Below are 16,194 nucleotides of genomic sequence, written 5' to 3' on the forward strand. Positions count from 1 at the left end.
GGGGTGACGGAAAGGACCGAAGGCAGGGGCGGGGGTCCGGCGGAGCGGGAAGGCAACGGCGCGGTCGGTCGTCGTCCGGCGGCTGGGGGACCGGGAAGGCGTCGCCATGAATCTGCCGGAGCTGTACGGAGTGCTGCTGGCCGGTGGACTGGTCCTGCTGGCCGGCATCATCGCGGCGCGCACCGCCGGCCGCCTCGGCCTGCCCAGCCTGCTGTTCTTCCTCGGTCTCGGCGTGCTGCTCGGCGAGGGCGTCCTCGGCATCCGCTTCGACGACGCGCAGCTGGCGCAGACGCTGTGCACCTCGGCACTGGCGGTCATCCTGGTCGAGGGCGGTCTCAGCACCCGCTGGTCCGGTCTGCGCCGTCTGCTGGCCCCCTCCGCGCTGCTGGCCACCGCCGCGGTGGTCGTCAGCGTGCTGGTCACCGCCGCCGGAGCGCACCTGCTGCTGGGCATGGACTGGCAGCTGGCGCTGCTGATCGGCGCCATCGTCTCCTCCACCGACGCGGCGGCCGTCTTCGCGGTGATGCGCTCGCTCTCGCTGCCGAAGCGGCTGTCGGCGATGGTGGAGGCCGAGTCGGGATTCAACGACGCCCCCACCGTGATCCTGGTGCTGGTCTTCAGCGCGTCCGGCGGCGTTCCCGACCCGCTGGCGATCGGCGGGCAGATGGCCTACCAGATCGTCGTCGGGGCCGTGATCGGCCTGATGGTCAGCGGGGCCGGGGTGATCGCCCTGCGCTACGTCGCCCTGCCGGCCAGCGGCCTGTACCCGCTGGCCAGCATGGGGCTGGGGATCATCGCCTTCGCCGCCGCGGGCGCGGCCGGCGCCTCCGCGATCATCGCCGCCTACCTGTCCGGGATCGTCCTGGGCAACGCCGTGCTGCCGCACCGCGCGGCCACCCGCTCCTTCGCCGAGGGTTTCGCCTGGCTGGCCCAGATCGGCCTGTTCGTCATCCTCGGCCTGCTGGTCGACCCCGGTCAGCTGCCCGCCGCGCTGCTGCCGGCCCTCGTCGTCGGCCTGGTCCTGCTGCTGGTGGCCCGGCCGGTCTCCGTGGTGCTCTGCCTGATCCCCTTCCGCATCCCCTGGCGGGACCAGGCGTTCATCTCCTGGGCGGGCCTGCGCGGCGCGGTGCCGATCGTGCTGGCCACCTTCCCGGTCGTGGCCGGCGTGCCGGGCAGCGAGCGGCTGCTGCACATCGTCTTCGTCCTGGTCGTCATCTTCACCCTGGTCCAGGGCCCGACACTGCCGGGCCTGGCCCGGCTGCTGGGCCTGGCCCAGCCCGACCAGGCGCGGGAGGTGGAGATCGAGTCCGCCCCGCTGGACGTGCTGGACGCCGAGCTGCTCACCGTGTCCATCCCGCCCGGCTCCCGACTGCACGGAGTGGAGATCGCCGAGCTCCGGCTGCCCCCGCCGGCGGCCGTCAACCTGATCATCCGCGACCGGACCACGTGCGTGCCCGCCCCCGACACCCGGCTGCAGGAGGGAGACGAACTGCTCATCGTCGCCACCGGCGGCACCCGTGAGACCGCCGAGCGGCGCCTGCGCGCCGTCGGCCGCCGCGGCCGCCTGGCCCACTGGTACGGCGAGACCGGCCAGGCGGATCCGAGTCCCGTCCCCCCACCACCGAACGGAGGCCATCTGAAATGGACATCATCCCAGCGACCATCCCCGGCACCGGAACCGTCCACCAGTGCGAGACCCGGCACGGGCAGCGCATCGGCGTCATCGACCACGGCGATGAGCGGCGCACCCTCCTCATCTACGGAGCCGCTGATCCCGACGTGCCCACGCAGACCATAGAGCTCGACGAGGACGAGGCCGACCAGCTGGCCGAGCTGCTGCTGAGCCCTTCGCTCACCGATCGGCTCGCCGCCGTCGAGCGTCGCCTGGCCGAGATCACCGGTAAGAAGACCTGACCCCGGTCCGGGGCGGGCTCCGGCCGTCCGGCGGGTGAGAGAGCCCTCACCCGCCGGACGGCCGGCTCCGCGGAGGCACGAGGAACATGTCCGCGGACCAGGGCGGCGGCCCCGGGGCGGTGATGGAGACGCACCCTGCCGGTCAGGGGTTCTCCCGCCGGTCCCCGGACTGTCCGCCGCTCCTGTCGGCGGGGGCGGACAGCTCGTCGACGACGAGCAGATCGGGACGTACCAGCCCTTCCCGATGGGCGGCGCGGCCGACCATGTGCGCTGACACGGGGGCGGTGGCCAGCTGGAACACACCGATCAGCACCAGCGTCGTGATGTCCACGGTGTTGCGCAGCCGCAGCGCGCAGCCGAGCAGCACCAGCAGCAGGCCGAGCACCTGGGGCTTGGTGGCCGCGTGCATGCGCGAGAGCAGGTCGGGAAAGCGGATCAGGGCGACCCCGGCGGAGAGGCTGAGCAGGGCTCCGGTGACGAGGCACACCGCGGTGGCGGCGTCGAGGACGGTCTCAGGACTCATCGCGGCGGCTCCCGGCGGTGAAGCGGGCGACGCTCACCGCGCCGGTGAAGCCCAGGATGGACAGGACGACGAGCACGGGCAGCGCGGTGGCGTCACGGCTGTAGGCGGCATCGGCGGCGATGGTGGCGACGATGACGGCCAGCAGCACGTCGGTGGCCACGATCCGGTCGAGGACGGACGGGCCGTGGACGATCCGGGCGAGGGTGAGCATGCCGGCGACGGCGAGCAGAGTGACGACCGTGATGATGACGATGGTCATGCGGGTGGTCCTTCCCGATTCATGCGGATGGCGGAGGACTGGCGGAGGCGGCGATGAGGCGTCGCTCGGCGGCCGAGCCGATCGCGGCGATGATCCGCGCCTCCAGCTGCCAGACGCTCTGGCGGAACCGGTCGGCCTCCGCCCGGTCCCGCACGCCGAGGACATGGACGTACAGCGTGCCGGCGGCGCGGTCGACGTCGATGACGATGCTGCCGGGGACCAGGCACAGGGCCTCGGCGGTGAGCGTGAGGTTGAGGTCGGAGCGGACCCGGAGCGGTACGGCGATGATCGCGCTGCGCGGAGTGTGCCCGATCCGGAACGCGAGGGCGGCGACCTGGAAGCTGGAGACGACCAGGTCCAGGAGGAAGCGCAGGGCGAAGCGGAGTGCGCCCGGCGGGTGGACGTGCCCGGTGAAGGTCACCGGCGGCAGCGGGAACACGGTGAGGACGACGGCCGCCACGGCGAGGCCGCTGACGAGGTCGGCCCAGGTGAAGGAGCCCCACAGCAGGACCCACACGGTGACCAGGGCGACGACGGCGGCCACCCGGTTGCGGCGCCGTTCGCGCGGGGTCAGCGGGGCGGGAGCGGCGTCGCTCCGCGGGGTACGGCGGGGGCTCACGGCGCACCGTCCGGGTAGACCGCCCGTATGTACGGGGTCCGGTCGAGCAGGTGGACGGCGGCCCCGCCGCTCAGGTCGAACAGCGGCCCGGCGAGCGCGGTGAGTCCCACGCTGAGGACCACCAGCGCGGCGGTGGAGGCGACCATCAGCCGGGGCAGCATCGCGCCGGGTCCCTGGGCGCTCTCCCCTCCCCTGCCGGGCGGCCGCCCGCGGTGGGAGAGGTCGTCACCGTCGGGCATGCCGGGGTGCGGGACGCGCCAGAAGGCCAGGTTCCACACCCGGGCGACGGCGTAGAGGGTGAGCAGGCTGGTCAGCAGCCCGCCTGCGACCAGGGCCCAGGCCAGCGGGCGGCCCTCGGAGATCCCGGCCTGCAGGAGGCCGGTCTTGCCGAGGAAACCGGAGAACGGCGGGATGCCGGCGAGGTTGAGCGCGGGGACGAAGAACAGCACCCCGAGCAGCGGCGAGAGCCGGGCGAGCCCGCCGAGCCGGTCCAGGGAGGTGCTGCCCCCGCGGCGTTCGACCAGGCCGGCGACGAGGAAGAGCGTCGTCTGGATCACGATGTGGTGCACCACGTAGAAGATCGCGGCGGAGAGGCCGGCGGAGGTGGTGAGCCCGATTCCGAACAGCATGTACCCGATGTGGCTGACCAGGGTGAAGGAGAGCAGCCGTTTGACGTCGGACTGCGCGATCGCGCCGAGGATGCCGACCAGCATGGTCAGCAGTGCCGCCACCAGCAGCAGGTCGGCCGCGCGCCCGCCGGGGAAGAGCAGGGTCTCGGTCCGGATGATGGCGTACACGCCGACCTTGGTCAGCAGGCCGGCGAAGACCGCGGTCACCGGAGCCGGAGCGGTGGGGTAGCTGTCGGGCAGCCAAGCCGAGAGCGGGAAGACCGCCGCCTTGATGCCGAAGGCGAGCAGCAGCGTGCCCTGCAGCATCAGTCGCAGGTGGTCCGGCAGGGCGTCGAACCGGCCGGCGAGCTGCGCGAGGTTGAGGGTGCCGGTGGCCGCGTAGACGAGCCCGAGGGCGGCCAGGAAGATCATGGAGGAGAGCAGGCTGACCACGACGTAGGTCGTGCCGGCCCGGATGCGGTTCTCCGTGCCGCCCAGGGTGATCAGCACGTAGCTGGCCACCAGCAGGATCTCGAAGCCGACGTAGAGGTTGAACAGGTCCCCCGACAGGAACGCGTTGGTCACGCCGGCGGCGAGCACGAGGTAGGTCGGGTGGTAGACCGAGAGCGGTGTCTCCTCCTCGCCGTCGGCCATGCCCTGGCCGATGGAGTACGCCAGCACGGCGAGGGTGACGGCGGCCGAGACGACCAGCATGAGCGCGGCGAACCGGTCGGCGACCAGGACGATGCCCAGCGGCGCCGCCCACCCCCCCACCTCGACGACCAGCGGTCCGCGCAGCGAGGAGACGGCCAGCAGGGCGGCGGCGACCAGCAGGGTCGCGCCGAGCACGGTGAGGCTGACGGTCCGCTGCGCACGCGGGTGCCCGGCCAGCATCAGCGTCAGCGCCGCTCCGAGCAGCGGGATGACCACCGGCAGCGGGACGAGGGCCGTCGTCACGGCGCCCCCGTCCCGTCGCCGGGGCGGGCGGGCCGGTCGGTGCCGCCGCCGTTCCCGCCGCCGTTCCCGCCGCCGTCCTCGTCTCCGTCCTCGTCGTCGGCGGACAGGCCCTCGTCCTGCTCGGCGAGCCACGCGATCCGGCGGTCCTCGGCATCGTCCTGCACCTCGTCATGGCCGACGAGGAGCCAGCTCCGGTAGGCCAGCGCCAGCAGGAACGCGGTCATGCCGAGTGTGATCACTATGGCGGTGAGGATCATCGCCTGCGGCAGCGGATCGCTCATCCGGTCCTGCGGGGTGGTTCCGACGATCGGCGCCCCGCCGGCCCGTCCGCCCATGAGGATCAGCAGGTTGACGCCGTTGCTCAGCAGGATCACTCCCATCAGGACCCGGGTGAGGCTCCGTTCCAGCAGCAGGGTCACGCCGGCGGCGAACAGCACGCCGACCGTGGCGACGTAGGTGAGGTTGGGCGTCACGCCGGCTCCTCGGTCAGGGTGTGGTCGTCGGACTCCTTCTGACGGTCCATCTCGGCGCCGAGGCTGCGCAGGATGCTGAGCACCAGCCCGACGACGATGAGATAGACGCCGACGTCGAAGAAGACCGACGTGACGAAGTGGACGTGGCCCAGCACGGGCAGGTGGAGGTCCAGCACCGCGCTCTGCAGGACCTGCCCGCCGAACGGCATCGCCGCCGCGCCGGCGCCGACCGAGACGAACAGGCCCGCGCCGAGCACGACGCCCGCGTCGATGGGGGCCGCGGCGTTCAGCTCGGCCCGGCCGCCGGCCAGGTACCGCACGGTCAGGGCGAGCCCGCAGACCAGCCCGGCGGCGAACCCGCCGCCCGGCGTGTTGTGGCCGGAGAAGAGCAGGTAGACGGAGAACAGCACGATGGTGTGGAACAGCAGCCGGGTGACCACCTGCAGGATGATCGACTGCTGCCGGGTCCCGGGGTCCGGGGCGGTCGCCAGCCAGCGCCCCGCCTGCGCCCCGATCACCGGCAGGGCGTCCCTGTGGCGGCGCAGCGCATCGGAGCCGCGGAAGATCAGGCTCGCCACGCCCGTGGCGGCCGCCACCAGCACCGAGATCTCCCCCATCGTGTCCCAGGCCCGGATGTCGACCAGGGTGACGTTCACGATGTTCCTGCCGCCGCCGTAGGACACCGAGAACTCCGGGAAGCCGACCGAGACCGGGGGCACCCGGCGAGCGCCGGTGGCGGCGTAGGCCATGCCGGCGGCGACCGCGCCGACGATGACGCCGATCGCGACGCGCCCACGCCGGTCGGCCAGGATGGGCCGCTGGGAGAACTTCGCCGGCAGGCGGCGCAGGACGAGGACGAACATCACGAGCGTGACGGTCTCCACCAGGAACTGCGTCAGCGCCAGGTCGGGCGCGCCGTGCAGGACGAACAGCACCCCGGTGCCGTACCCGGTCACCCCGACCAGGACCATGGCGGCGAGCCGGCGGAGCGCCCGGGTGGCGAAGACCGCCGCGGTGATCACTCCCGCTGCGACGACCGCCTGCACGGGGGTGTCCCAGGCGCGCCCCGGCCGGAGCCACGGCTGCCCGGCGAGCATCACCCCGCCGGGCAGCACGATCAGTGTGAGCAGGATGACACCGAGGTAGAACGGGAGCGATCCGCGCTGGGTGGCTCCGGTCAGCTCCACCGCGAGCCGTCCCACCCACTCCGTCACGCGGTCGTAGACGCGCGCCCCGTCGACCGGCAGCCGTAGCCTGCCCGGCAGGCCCCCGGCGAGCAGGAACAGGGCGGAGCCCGCCGCCAGCGCCAGGACGGACAGCCCCAGAGCCGGGGTGAACCCGTGCCAGAGCGCGAGGCGGTACGGGACGCCGGCGGCAGGGACGGCGTCGGCGTACCCGGCCAGCATCCCGCCGACCGCCGGGGCGCAGACACCCACCGCGAGCCCGGCCACGGCCAGCAGCGCCGCCGGTCCCAGGAACACCCACCCGATACGGCGGGGCCGTACGGCGGCCACCCCGGGCTTGCTCGCGAAGGCCCCCCACAGCAACCGCAGGGCGTAGGCCACGGTGAGGGCCGAGCCGAGCACCAGGCCGGCGAGCGCGACCCGGTCCGCGCCGGATCCGTGCAGCAGGGCCTCGAACACCGCCTCCTTGCCGACGAAACCGGCCGTCGGCGGTACCCCCGCCATCGATGCCGCCGCCAGCGCGGCGACGGCGGCCGACCACGGCGCGCCCCGTCCGAGGCCGCTGAGCTCACGCAGGTCCCTGGTGCCGGTGGAGCGGTCGATGATGCCGACGACGAGGAAGAGGGCGGCCTTGAACAGCGCGTGCGCCAGCAGCATCGCCGTACCGGCCAGCGCCGCGTCGCGGCTCCCGGCCCCGAACACCGCCATGAGCAGGCCGAGCTGGCTGACCGTGCCGTAGGCGAGCAGCAGCTTCGCGTCGTGCTGGCGCAACGCCGCCCACCCGCCCAGGAGCATCGTGACCGTGCCGGCGGCCAGCAGCACCCCCCGCCACACGCCCACCTCCCCGAAGGCCGGTGTCATCAGCGCGGCCAGGAAGACGCCGGCCTTCACCATCGCCGCGGCGTGCAGGTAGGCGCTGACCGGGGTGGGCGCGGCCATGGCGGCCGGCAGCCAGAAGCTGAACGGGAAGATCGCGGACTTGCTCAGCGCGCCGAGCAGGACGAGCAGCAGCGCGACCGCCAGGTACCCGCCGCCCGGCGGCGCCTGGGCGATCTGCGACCACCGGTAGGTCCCGGCGTGCTCGCCGAGCATGATGAAGCCGGCCAGCATCGCCAGCCCGCCCAGTGTGGTGACCAGCAGCGCCTGCATGGCGGCCATCCGGCTCGCCCGCCGGGCCGGGTCATGGCCGATCAGCAGGTAGGAGAAGACGGTGGTCAGCTCCCAGAACACGTAGAGCACGAGCAGATCGTCGGAGACGACCAGGCCCAGCATGGCGCCGGCGAACGCGGTGAACACCGCGGCGAAGCGCCCGAGCCCTTCTTCACCGGCGGCGAAGTAGCGGGCGCTGTAGACCAGGACCAGCGCGCCGATCCCTCCGACGAGCACGACCATCAGCCAGCCGAGCACCCCCACCCGGACGGCGATCTCAAGGCCGAGCTGCGGCACCCACGGGTAGGTCCCGGCCACGGCGGTGCCCGCGCGGATCTGGCCGGTGTGCGCCAGCGCCCACACCAGTGCGGCCGCCGGGACCGCTCCCAGCACGTACAGGGCCCGCCGCCCCAGCAGGCGTACCAGCGGCGGAGCGGCCGCGGCGGCGAGCGCGTGGACCGCGACGAGCAGGAGGACCCCCTCCGCGCCGGGCACCGGGGCCGGTGTGCTCATCGGGGTCCCCCCCGACCTGCCAGGATGCCGACCGGCCGGGCACGGGGGGCGGAGAGGCGGGTGACGGACCGGCGTGAGACCGGCGGCAGGTCCGCGCGCATCGCCGAAGGACGTTCTCCGTCCGCCGGTGGGTCCCGTGGAAGAGAGCGGTCAGGCGTCACCTGCCAGGTGGAGGCCGTCCGACCGCCCAGCATGAGCATTCCCTCTTCCCCCGTCGGCTCCGCCCGTCCGGCGTGGACCCCGTCGTCTCCCGGGGTCCAGGGAGACGACGGGGTCCGTCCCCTTATCAGTCTGGGCGGGGAGCGGCAACGGCACCCTCTGGGTTGGTCCCCGTTTCTCCAGGTGAACACCATGGAGATGGTCGTGGTCCCGGAGAGGGACGACGGCCGGAGGTCTAACCGTCCTCGCGGGTGGGGCAGACGCAGAACAGGTGGCCCTCCGGGTCGGCGAGGACGGTCCAGCCCTCCCCGCCGGGCTGGAAGTCCGGCCTGCTCGCCCCGAGCTCCAGATAGTCCTTCACCGCCTGCTCCACGTCGGGGACGCGCACGTCGAGGTGGAACTGCTTGTCCGGGCCGGGCCAGGCGGCGGGCCTGCGCTCGGGGTTCTTCTGGAAGTAGATGTTCATCGTGCCGTCGCCGATGCCGGCGTACTCGTCCTCGGCGTACCGGACCTCGTAGCCGAGCACGGTCGCGTAGAACTCCGCGAGCCGCCTGGGCTCGGCGCAGTCGATGGTCACGGCGAGGAACTTCGCGGTAGTGGTCATGGCTCCGATCGTGCCGCCCGTACCTGCCACCTGATGTCAGGTATGGGAGAGCGGATCCGCGGGCGCCGGCTCCTGCCGCCCGTCGCCCGCGGGAGAGGCCGGCTCCTCCTCCGGGCCGGAGGAGGCCGGCTCCTCCTCCGGGCCGGAGGAGGCCGGCTCCGGGTCGGACAGGCCGATCTCCTCCGGTCCGCCGGCCACGGGCAGGGCGATGACGAAGCGCGTCCCGTCCGTGTGGTCCGTGTCGAGCCAGATCCTTCCCCGGTGGTACTCGACGATCTTCCGGCAGATCGCCAGGCCGATGCCCGTCCCCTCGTAGGCCTCGCGGTTGTGCAGCCGCTGGAAGATGACGAAGATCTTGTCGGCGAACCGGGCGTCGATGCCGATGCCGTTGTCCGTCACGCTGATCAGCCACTCCGTGCCCTGGAGCCGCGCCTCGATGCGGACCACGGGCGCGTGGTCGGGGCTGCGGAACTTCAGGGCGTTGCCGATCAGGTTCTGCCAGAGCATCACGAACTGGGACCGGTCACCGGTCATCCGGGGCAGGCTCCCGACCTCGACCCGTCCCCCGGACTCCTCGGTCGCGGCGGCGAGGTTGCGCAGGGCCGCCGAGACCGCCTCCTCCATGCCGAACACCACCGGCTCGCGGGTGACACGGCCCACCCGGGAGAAGGTGAGCAGCTCGTTGATGAGCACCTGCATGCGTTTGGCGCCGTCCACCGCGAAGGCGATGTACTGCTTGGCCCGCTCGTCCAGCTGCTCGCCGTAGCGCTGCTCCAGCATCTGGGTGAAGCTGGCCACCTTGCGCAGCGGCTCCTGCAGGTCATGGCTGGCCACGTAGGCGAACTGCTCCAGCTCGGCGTTGGAGCGCCGCAGCTCGGTCGCCTGCTCCTCCAGCTGCTGCCTGGCCTGGCGGGTCGTCTCCAGCTCGGCCACGATCCGCTCGCGCATCGCCTCCATGTCGCGGGAGAGCGCGGCGATGTCGGCGGGCCCGCCGGTGTCGACGTGGTGGTCGAAGTCCCCGCCGGTGACCCGGCGCGAGGCGGCGCCCAGCCGCTCCAGCGGCCGGAAGACCACCACGCGCAGCAGCACCGCCACCCCGATGATCGCGAACAGCAGGACCGTGAGGATGCCGAGGAAGGCGGCGTCGCGCAGCACGCGCGCCTCCTCCAGGTCCGCGCGCGCCTCGTCCCGCACCTGCGTCCACACGCTCTTCTGCGACTCCAGCGCCTGCCGGACGGCCTGGAAGGCCTGCCGGCCCCGCTCCGCCCGCACCGGGTCCATCTTCTCCGGGCCGCCCTCCCGGACCAGCTCGATCGTCGGCTCGGCGTACTCCTGGCGCCAGAACCTGGCCCGGCGCTCCACCTCGGCCAGCGCCCCCAGCAGCCGCTCGTCCGTGATGAGCCGCCTGATCTCGGCGATCGAGCGCCGCTTCTCCTGCAGACCCGCCGTGTACGGCTCCAGGAACTGCTCCTGGCCGGTGATGACGAAGCCCCGCAGGCCGGTCTCCTGGTCCAGCAGGGCGGCCTGCAGCCGCTCCGCCTCCACCCGGGCCGGGGAGATCTTGTCGGCCAGGCGGTTGGACACTCCCGCGGTGTTCTGCAGGGCCGTGGCGCCCGTCATCGCGGCCACGCAGAGCAGCAGCGCCATGCACAGCAGCATGAGGTTGACCCACCCCTGCGCGCTCCAGCGACCCGCCCGGGTCGGCGCGGCGGGCGGCGGGGCCGTCTCGTCAGCGGTCATCGCCCTCACCTTCGGCACGGTCCCGCCGGCGGGCGGGCATTCGATGGCTGGGACAACATACCGGCAGAAGCCACCTGATCCGATCGGAGAGCCGCGTCCGGCCGGACGCACGGGCGTGTCGTGCGCCGTGGAACCCCGGGTGCGCGGGCGTGTCGTGCGCCGCGGAGTCCCGGAGCCCCGGGTGCGCGGGCGTCCCGGACGCCGGTACGGTGGCCCCACCGGCGCGCCCGGCCCGTGCCCGCACGCACCGGCGGCGGGCGCACCGGCGGCGGGCGCACCGTGGGCCGGTGGGCCGGTGGGCCGGTCGCGGACGGGAACGCGGTCCCGGGAGCGGACGTTGGAGGGAACGTGGCCTCGATAAAGCAGTTCGTCAGGCGGTTCCTGGAACGCCCCGGCTCGGTCGATCTGACGCCCTTCGAACGCGCGGTGGCGGCCTCCCACGCCCACGCCGGGCGTCTGCGCGGACTCGGCGAGCTGCCCGAGGCCCGGGTGGACGACCAGGCCGCCTTCTGCGCCCTGCTGCGCGAGGCCGCCGACCGGACGCTGGGGCTGCGCCCGTACGACGTGCAACTGGTCGGCACGCTCGCCCTGCTCTCCGGCCACGTCGCGGAGATGGCCACCGGCGAGGGCAAGACCCTGTCCGGCGCGATGGCCGCCGCGGGATACGCGCTGCAGGGCAGGCGGGTCCACGTGATCTCGGTCAACGACTACCTGGCCCGGCGCGACGCCGAGTGGATGGCCCCGCTGTACGAGGCGCTGGGCGTCTCGGTCGGCTGGATCGGGCAGAGCTCCACCCCGGACGAGCGCCGCGCCGCCTACGCCCGCGACGTCACCTACGGCTCGGTCAGCGAGATCGGCTTCGACGTGCTGCGCGACCGGCTCCGCACCGACGCCGCCGACCTCGTCGTGCCCGAGCCGGAGGTCGCGCTCGTCGACGAGGCCGACTCCGTGCTGGTGGACGAGGCGCGGGTGCCGCTGGTGCTGGCCGGGGCCACCGAGGAGGGCGGCGCGGTGCCCGAGACGGCGGCTCTGGTCCGGCGGCTGGTCAAGGGCTACCACTACGAGATCGACGACCAGGCCCGCAACGTCCACCTGACCTCCAAGGGCATCGACACCGTCGAGGAGGCGCTGGGCGTCGTGCTCTACGACGACCCGCACACCCTGGCCGAGGTCAGCCTCGCCCTGCACGCCCACGCCCTGCTGACCCGGGACGTCGACTACATCGTCCGCGACGGCAGGGTCCACCTGATCAACCCGTCGCGGGGCCGGGTGGCGCTGCTGCAGCGCTGGCCGGACGGCCTGCAGGCGGCGGTCGAGGCCAAGGAGGCGCTGCCCCCCTCGGAGACCGGCGAGATCCTCGACTCGGTCACCGTCCAGGGGCTGATCACCCGCTATCCCGTCAGGTGCGGGATGACCGGCACCGCGGTGGCCGTCGGCGACCAGCTCCGCGAGTTCTACGACCTGAAGGTCGCCGTCGTCCCGCCCAACCGGCCGCTGGTCCGCGCCGACTCACCGGACCGGCTCTTCGAGCACGCCATGGAACGCGACCGGGCGCTGGCCGAGGAGATCGCCGAGGCGCACGCCACCGGCCGCCCGGTCCTGGTGGGCACGCCGGACGTGGCCGAGTCCGAGCGGCTCGCGCTGACGCTGGCCGGGCGCGGCCTGGAGTGCGTGGTCCTCAACGCCAAGAACGACGCCGAGGAGGCCTCGATCATCGCCCGCGCCGGGGAGCGCGGCGCGGTCACCGTCTCCACCCAGATGGCCGGGCGCGGCACCGACATCCGTCTCGGCGAGGGGGTGGCCGCCCTGGGCGGGCTGTACGTCATCGGCTCCGGCCGGCACGCCGCCAGCCGCCTGGACGACCAGCTCCGCGGCCGCGCCGGGCGGCAGGGCGACCCCGGCGGCTCGGTCTTCTTCGTCAGCGGCGAGGACGACCTGATCGCCCGCTACGTGGCCGACGAGTACCGCGGCGGGGCGCCCTCGGAGCGGCTCGTCGCGCACGCCCAGCGCGTCGCCGAGGGCGTCAACCTGGAGATCCACCGCAACACCTGGCGCTACACGCGCCTGCTGGAGCGCCAGCGCGAGGAGGTGCTGGAGCGCCGGGGCAAGGTCCTGCGCGGGCGGGCGGCCTCCGAGGCGCTCGCGGAGGCCGCCCCCGGGCGCTGGGCCGAGCTGCTGGAGAGCCTGGAGGCCCTGGAGGATCTGAGCGGCGGGGCCGAGGAGGTGCTGGACGGGGCGGCGCGGCAGATCGTCCTGTTCCACCTCGACCGCTGCTGGGCCGAGCACCTGGCGCACCTCGCCGAGGTCCGCGAGGGCATCCACCTGCGCGCCCTCGGCCGCACCGACCCGCTCGCCGCGTTCCAGGCGGAGGCCGTCACCGCCTACCGGCGCATGCTGGCCGAGGTCGGCTCCCGCTCGGTCGCGACCCTCGAGACCGCCGAGCTCACCGCCGGCGGCCTCGACCTCGCCGGCGCGGGGGTCCAGCGCCCCACCGCGACCTGGACCTACCTCGTGCAGGACAACCCCTTCGGCACCGAGCTGGAGCGCATCGCCGGCCGCCTCGCCCGCGCCCGCCGCCGCTGACCCCGGCCCCTCGCCCGGGGCGTCAGGCCGGGTAGGCGTGGGTCTCGGTGGCCTTGAGCGCGGCCCAGACCCGGGTGCCGGGGCCGAGCCCGAGGTCGGCGACCGCCGCGGCGGTGACGTCGGCCGCGGCCTCGATCGGCCCGGTGAGCAGGACCCGGACGTGGTCGCCGTGCCGTTCCACCCCGCCGACCTCGGCCTCCCAGAGGTTGCGGGGCGAGCCGTCCGGGCGGGTGCGGTACAGGGCGACCGCGGTGGGTGCGAAGGCGACGAACACCGGGCCCGCGCAGGACTCGGCCGCGTTCAGCGTGACGCCGTCCAGCCGTACGGTGTGCCCGTCGGCGACGCCGCGGTAGAGGTTGAGCCCGACGAGCCTGGCGACGTAGTCGGTGCGCGGATGGCGGGCGACCGCCGAGGGCGGGCCCTCCTGCACGACCGCGCCGTCCTCCACCACGACGAGCCGGTCGGCCAGCACCATCGCGTCGAGCGGGTCGTGGGTGACCAGGACGGCGGCGCCGTCGAAGTCGCCGAGGTGGCGGTGGAGCGCGGCGCGCACGTCCAGCCGGGTGTGCGCGTCGAGCGCCGCCAGCGGCTCGTCGAGCAGGAGCAGCCGGGGCCGTACGGCCAGCGCCCGGGCGAGGGCGACGCGCTGGGCCTGGCCGCCGGAGAGCTCGCGGGGCCGGGCGTCCTCGTGGCCGGCCAGGCCGACGCGCGCCAGCCACCGGCGGGCGACCTCGCGGGCCCGCCGCCGCCGCACGCCGTGGCAGCGCGGGCCGAAGGCGACGTTGTCCAGCGCGGACAGGTGCGGGAAGAGCAGGTAGTCCTGGAACACCATGCCGACCGGGCGGTGCTCGGCGGGCGCGGTGTGCAGCGGCTCGCCGTCCAGGTGGATGTGCCCGGCCGACAGGGGAAGCAGCCCGGCCAGCGCGCGCAGGGCCGTGGTCTTGCCCGCGCCGTTCGGCCCGAGCAGGGCGACCACCTCCCCGGCGGCGACGTCCAGCTCCAGGTCCAGGCGGAACCTCGGCCGCTCCACCACCAGCCTGCTCGTGATCATGGGTCCGCCCCGGGGGGCGGCGTGCCCGGCGTCCCCGTCCCCGCTCCCGTGCCGGGCCGTCACGACGTCCCCGTCCACCGGTCGCGGAGGCTGGCCAGCACGAGCACGGAGACCGCCAGCAGCACCAGGCTGAGCACGATCGCGGCCTCCGGGTCGGTCTCCAGCGCGAGATACACCGCCAGCGGCATGGTCTGGGTCCGTCCGGGGAAGTTCCCGGCGAAGGTGATGGTGGCCCCGAACTCGCCCAGGGCCCGCGCCCAGCACAGCACCGCCCCGGCCGTCACGCCGGGCGCGACGAGCGGCAGCGTCACCCGGGTGAAGATCCGCCACCGGGACGCCCCCAGGGTGGCCGCCGCCTCCTCGTAGCGCAGGTCCGCGGCCTTCAGCGCGCCCTCCACGCTGATCACCAGGAACGGCATGGCCACGAACGCCTCGGCGAGCACGACCCCGGCCGTGGTGAACGGCAGCGAGATCCCGAACACCTCGTGCAGCCACCGCCCGGCCAGGCCGTTGCGGCCCAGGACGAGCAGCAGGGCGACGCCGCCGACCACGGGAGGCAGCACCAGCGGCACCGTCACCAGCGCGCGGACCAGGCGGCGGCCGGGGAAGTGCCCCCGGGCCAGCAGCCAGGCCAGCGGCACCCCGAGCAGCAGGCAGATCGCGGTGGCGAGGGTGGCGGTGACCAGGGAGAGCCGCAGCGCCTCCAGCACCAGCGGCTCCGCCAGCCGCCGCCCCATCTGCGGCCACGGGGCCCGCACCAGCAGACCGCCCAGGGGCGCGACGAGGAAGACGAGGCCGGCGATCGCCGGGACGGTGAGCAGCCACGGGGCCCGTCCCCTCATCCGGCCTCCCCGTTCCCGTGCCGTGCGTTCCCCGCCATGGCTACGGGACCTCGAACCCGGCCCGGGCCAGCGCGGCCCGGCCCTGCGGGGAGCGGACCAGGTCCGCGAAGCGCCCGGCGAGGTCCCCGGCCGGGGCGTCCTTCAGCACCGCGATCGGGTAGTCGTTGACCGCCTCGGCCGCCTCGGGGACGTCGATCCCCTCGACCTTGCCCGCCGAGGCCCGCACGTCGGTCCGGTAGACCAGGGCCGCGTCCACCTCGCCGAGCTCCAGCTTGGTGAGCGTGGCCTTGACGTCCTGCTCCAGCGTGACCGGGGTGAGCTCGACCCCGGCGGCGGCCAGCGTCTTGACCGCGGCGGCGCCGCAGGGGACCTGGGGCGCGCAGAGCGCGACCTTGATCCGGGCGTCGGCGAGGTCCGCCAGGCCGGTGACCTTGGCGGGGTTGCCCGCGGGGACCGCGAGCTGGAGCCGGTTCCTGGCGAACACGGCGGGCGCGCCCGCCAGGGAGGCGTCGGTCACCGTCTTCATCGGGGCGGGGGCGGCGGCGGCGAACACGTCGGCGGGGGCGCCCTGCACGATCTGCTGGGCCAGCGTCGCGCTGGAGCCGAAGTTGAACCGGACGTCCACCCCGGGCTCGGCGGCCTCGAAGTCCGCGCCGAGCCCGGTGAAGACCTCGGTCAGGGAGGCCGCGGCGAACACCGTGACCGTCCGCTCGCCGGTCCCGGAGGAACCGCACGCGGCCGTCACGGCCAGCAGCGCCAGCGCCGCCGCCCCTCCGGCCGTCCGCCGTAGCGCCGTCTGGAGATTTCGGTGCCCCACGCCGCCCGATCCTGGCACATCCCGCGCCCGGCGTGCCTTACGGGGGGATGCCGCCGGGGATGCTCCAGGGAATGCCAGGGCGGGTGCCGCCGGGGATGTCCCAGCGGATACGCAAGGGATGCCGCCGGGGATGCTCCAGCGGACACCGCAAGAGATGCCGCAGAGGATGTCACGACGGCCGTTACCGACGAGGTAATGG

The 16,194-nt window shown here is 74.1% G+C and carries 13 protein-coding genes and 1 pseudogene; 3 read left to right on the forward strand and 11 right to left on the reverse strand.

What is annotated here, in order from left to right; translation table 11 throughout:
- Positions 1-106 precede the first annotated feature (106 nt).
- Both ACFOWE_RS19890 and ACFOWE_RS19895 read left to right on the forward strand, forming a co-directional pair.
- Positions 107-1,798 (forward strand): potassium/proton antiporter, encoded by a 1,692-nt coding sequence (locus ACFOWE_RS19890; protein WP_377289944.1) that lies wholly within the window; start codon positions 107-109, stop codon positions 1,796-1,798.
- Complete coding sequence (locus ACFOWE_RS19895) at positions 1,780-1,914, forward strand: hypothetical protein (protein WP_377289946.1); 135 nt, start codon at positions 1,780-1,782, stop codon at positions 1,912-1,914. Before ACFOWE_RS19890 ends, ACFOWE_RS19895 begins: the two co-directional genes overlap by 19 nt.
- Before the next feature lie 142 nt (positions 1,915-2,056).
- Here ACFOWE_RS19895 and mnhG read toward each other — a convergent pair whose 3' ends face one another.
- The 8 genes and pseudogenes from mnhG to ACFOWE_RS19935 form a co-directional block, all read right to left on the reverse strand.
- Positions 2,057-2,437, reverse strand: a complete 381-nt coding sequence (mnhG, locus tag ACFOWE_RS19900) for a monovalent cation/H(+) antiporter subunit G (RefSeq protein ID WP_377289948.1) — start codon at positions 2,435-2,437, stop codon at positions 2,057-2,059.
- Entirely contained in the window at positions 2,427-2,696 is a 270-nt protein-coding gene (locus ACFOWE_RS19905) for a monovalent cation/H+ antiporter complex subunit F (protein WP_377289950.1), read from the reverse strand. Before ACFOWE_RS19905 ends, mnhG begins: the two co-directional genes overlap by 11 nt.
- 19 nt (positions 2,697-2,715) lie before the next feature.
- Complete coding sequence (locus tag ACFOWE_RS19910) at positions 2,716-3,315, reverse strand: Na+/H+ antiporter subunit E (RefSeq protein ID WP_377289952.1); 600 nt, start codon at positions 3,313-3,315, stop codon at positions 2,716-2,718.
- Positions 3,312-4,817, reverse strand: coding sequence for a Na+/H+ antiporter subunit D (locus ACFOWE_RS19915; RefSeq protein ID WP_377290373.1), 1,506 nt, complete (start codon positions 4,815-4,817; stop codon positions 3,312-3,314). The genes ACFOWE_RS19910 and ACFOWE_RS19915 overlap by 4 nt, the downstream gene beginning before the upstream one ends.
- Positions 4,818-4,916: 99 nt before the next feature.
- Positions 4,917-5,353 (reverse strand): annotated as a pseudogene (locus ACFOWE_RS19920) (Na(+)/H(+) antiporter subunit C); the annotation flags it as partial.
- Complete coding sequence (locus ACFOWE_RS19925) at positions 5,350-8,199, reverse strand: Na+/H+ antiporter subunit A (RefSeq protein WP_377289954.1); 2,850 nt, start codon at positions 8,197-8,199, stop codon at positions 5,350-5,352. The pseudogene ACFOWE_RS19920 and the gene ACFOWE_RS19925, both read right to left, overlap by 4 nt.
- Before the next feature lie 394 nt (positions 8,200-8,593).
- Positions 8,594-8,962 carry a VOC family protein gene (locus tag ACFOWE_RS19930; RefSeq protein ID WP_377289956.1) on the reverse strand — a complete coding sequence of 123 codons (369 nt, stop codon included), beginning with the start codon at positions 8,960-8,962 and terminating at the stop codon, positions 8,594-8,596.
- A 36-nt stretch (positions 8,963-8,998) separates the two neighbouring features.
- Complete coding sequence (locus ACFOWE_RS19935; protein ID WP_377289958.1) at positions 8,999-10,702, reverse strand: sensor histidine kinase; 1,704 nt, start codon at positions 10,700-10,702, stop codon at positions 8,999-9,001.
- A gap of 357 nt (positions 10,703-11,059) precedes the next feature.
- Here ACFOWE_RS19935 and secA2 point away from each other — a divergent pair, with 357 nt between their 5' ends.
- Complete coding sequence (gene secA2 / locus ACFOWE_RS19940) at positions 11,060-13,285, forward strand: accessory Sec system translocase SecA2 (protein ID WP_449301221.1); 2,226 nt, start codon at positions 11,060-11,062, stop codon at positions 13,283-13,285.
- 22 nt (positions 13,286-13,307) lie between these two features.
- Here secA2 and ACFOWE_RS19945 read toward each other — a convergent pair whose 3' ends face one another.
- The 3 genes from ACFOWE_RS19945 to modA are packed head-to-tail and all read right to left on the reverse strand — an operon-like array spanning position 13,308 to position 15,995.
- Positions 13,308-14,336, reverse strand: a complete 1,029-nt coding sequence (locus tag ACFOWE_RS19945) for an ABC transporter ATP-binding protein (RefSeq protein ID WP_377289962.1) — start codon at positions 14,334-14,336, stop codon at positions 13,308-13,310.
- A 59-nt stretch (positions 14,337-14,395) separates the two neighbouring features.
- Positions 14,396-15,178 (reverse strand): molybdate ABC transporter permease subunit, encoded by a 783-nt coding sequence (gene modB, locus ACFOWE_RS19950; protein ID WP_377289964.1) that lies wholly within the window; start codon positions 15,176-15,178, stop codon positions 14,396-14,398.
- A 40-nt stretch (positions 15,179-15,218) separates the two neighbouring features.
- Positions 15,219-15,995 (reverse strand): molybdate ABC transporter substrate-binding protein, encoded by a 777-nt coding sequence (modA, locus tag ACFOWE_RS19955; protein WP_377289966.1) that lies wholly within the window; start codon positions 15,993-15,995, stop codon positions 15,219-15,221.
- Positions 15,996-16,194: the final 199 nt, after the last annotated feature.

Source organism: Planomonospora corallina, assembly GCF_042650625.1.
GTDB lineage: Bacteria > Actinomycetota > Actinomycetes > Streptosporangiales > Streptosporangiaceae > Planomonospora_B > Planomonospora_B corallina.

What these genes read in the sequence shown, in the direction of transcription:
- ACFOWE_RS19890 (WP_377289944.1), top strand. Translation starts at nt 107, where the DNA reads ATGAATCTGCCGGAGCTGTACGGAGTGCTGCTGGCCGGTGGACTGGTC.
- mnhG (WP_377289948.1), bottom strand. Translation starts at nt 2,437, where the DNA reads ATGAGTCCTGAGACCGTCCTCGACGCCGCCACCGCGGTGTGCCTCGTC.
- ACFOWE_RS19905 (WP_377289950.1), bottom strand. Translation starts at nt 2,696, where the DNA reads ATGACCATCGTCATCATCACGGTCGTCACTCTGCTCGCCGTCGCCGGC.
- ACFOWE_RS19915 (WP_377290373.1), bottom strand. Translation starts at nt 4,817, where the DNA reads ATGCTGGCCGGGCACCCGCGTGCGCAGCGGACCGTCAGCCTCACCGTG.
- ACFOWE_RS19925 (WP_377289954.1), bottom strand. Translation starts at nt 8,199, where the DNA reads ATGAGCACACCGGCCCCGGTGCCCGGCGCGGAGGGGGTCCTCCTGCTC.
- ACFOWE_RS19930 (WP_377289956.1), bottom strand. Translation starts at nt 8,962, where the DNA reads ATGACCACTACCGCGAAGTTCCTCGCCGTGACCATCGACTGCGCCGAG.
- ACFOWE_RS19935 (WP_377289958.1), bottom strand. Translation starts at nt 10,702, where the DNA reads ATGACCGCTGACGAGACGGCCCCGCCGCCCGCCGCGCCGACCCGGGCG.
- ACFOWE_RS19945 (WP_377289962.1), bottom strand. Translation starts at nt 14,336, where the DNA reads ATGATCACGAGCAGGCTGGTGGTGGAGCGGCCGAGGTTCCGCCTGGAC.
- modB (WP_377289964.1), bottom strand. Translation starts at nt 15,178, where the DNA reads ATGAGGGGACGGGCCCCGTGGCTGCTCACCGTCCCGGCGATCGCCGGC.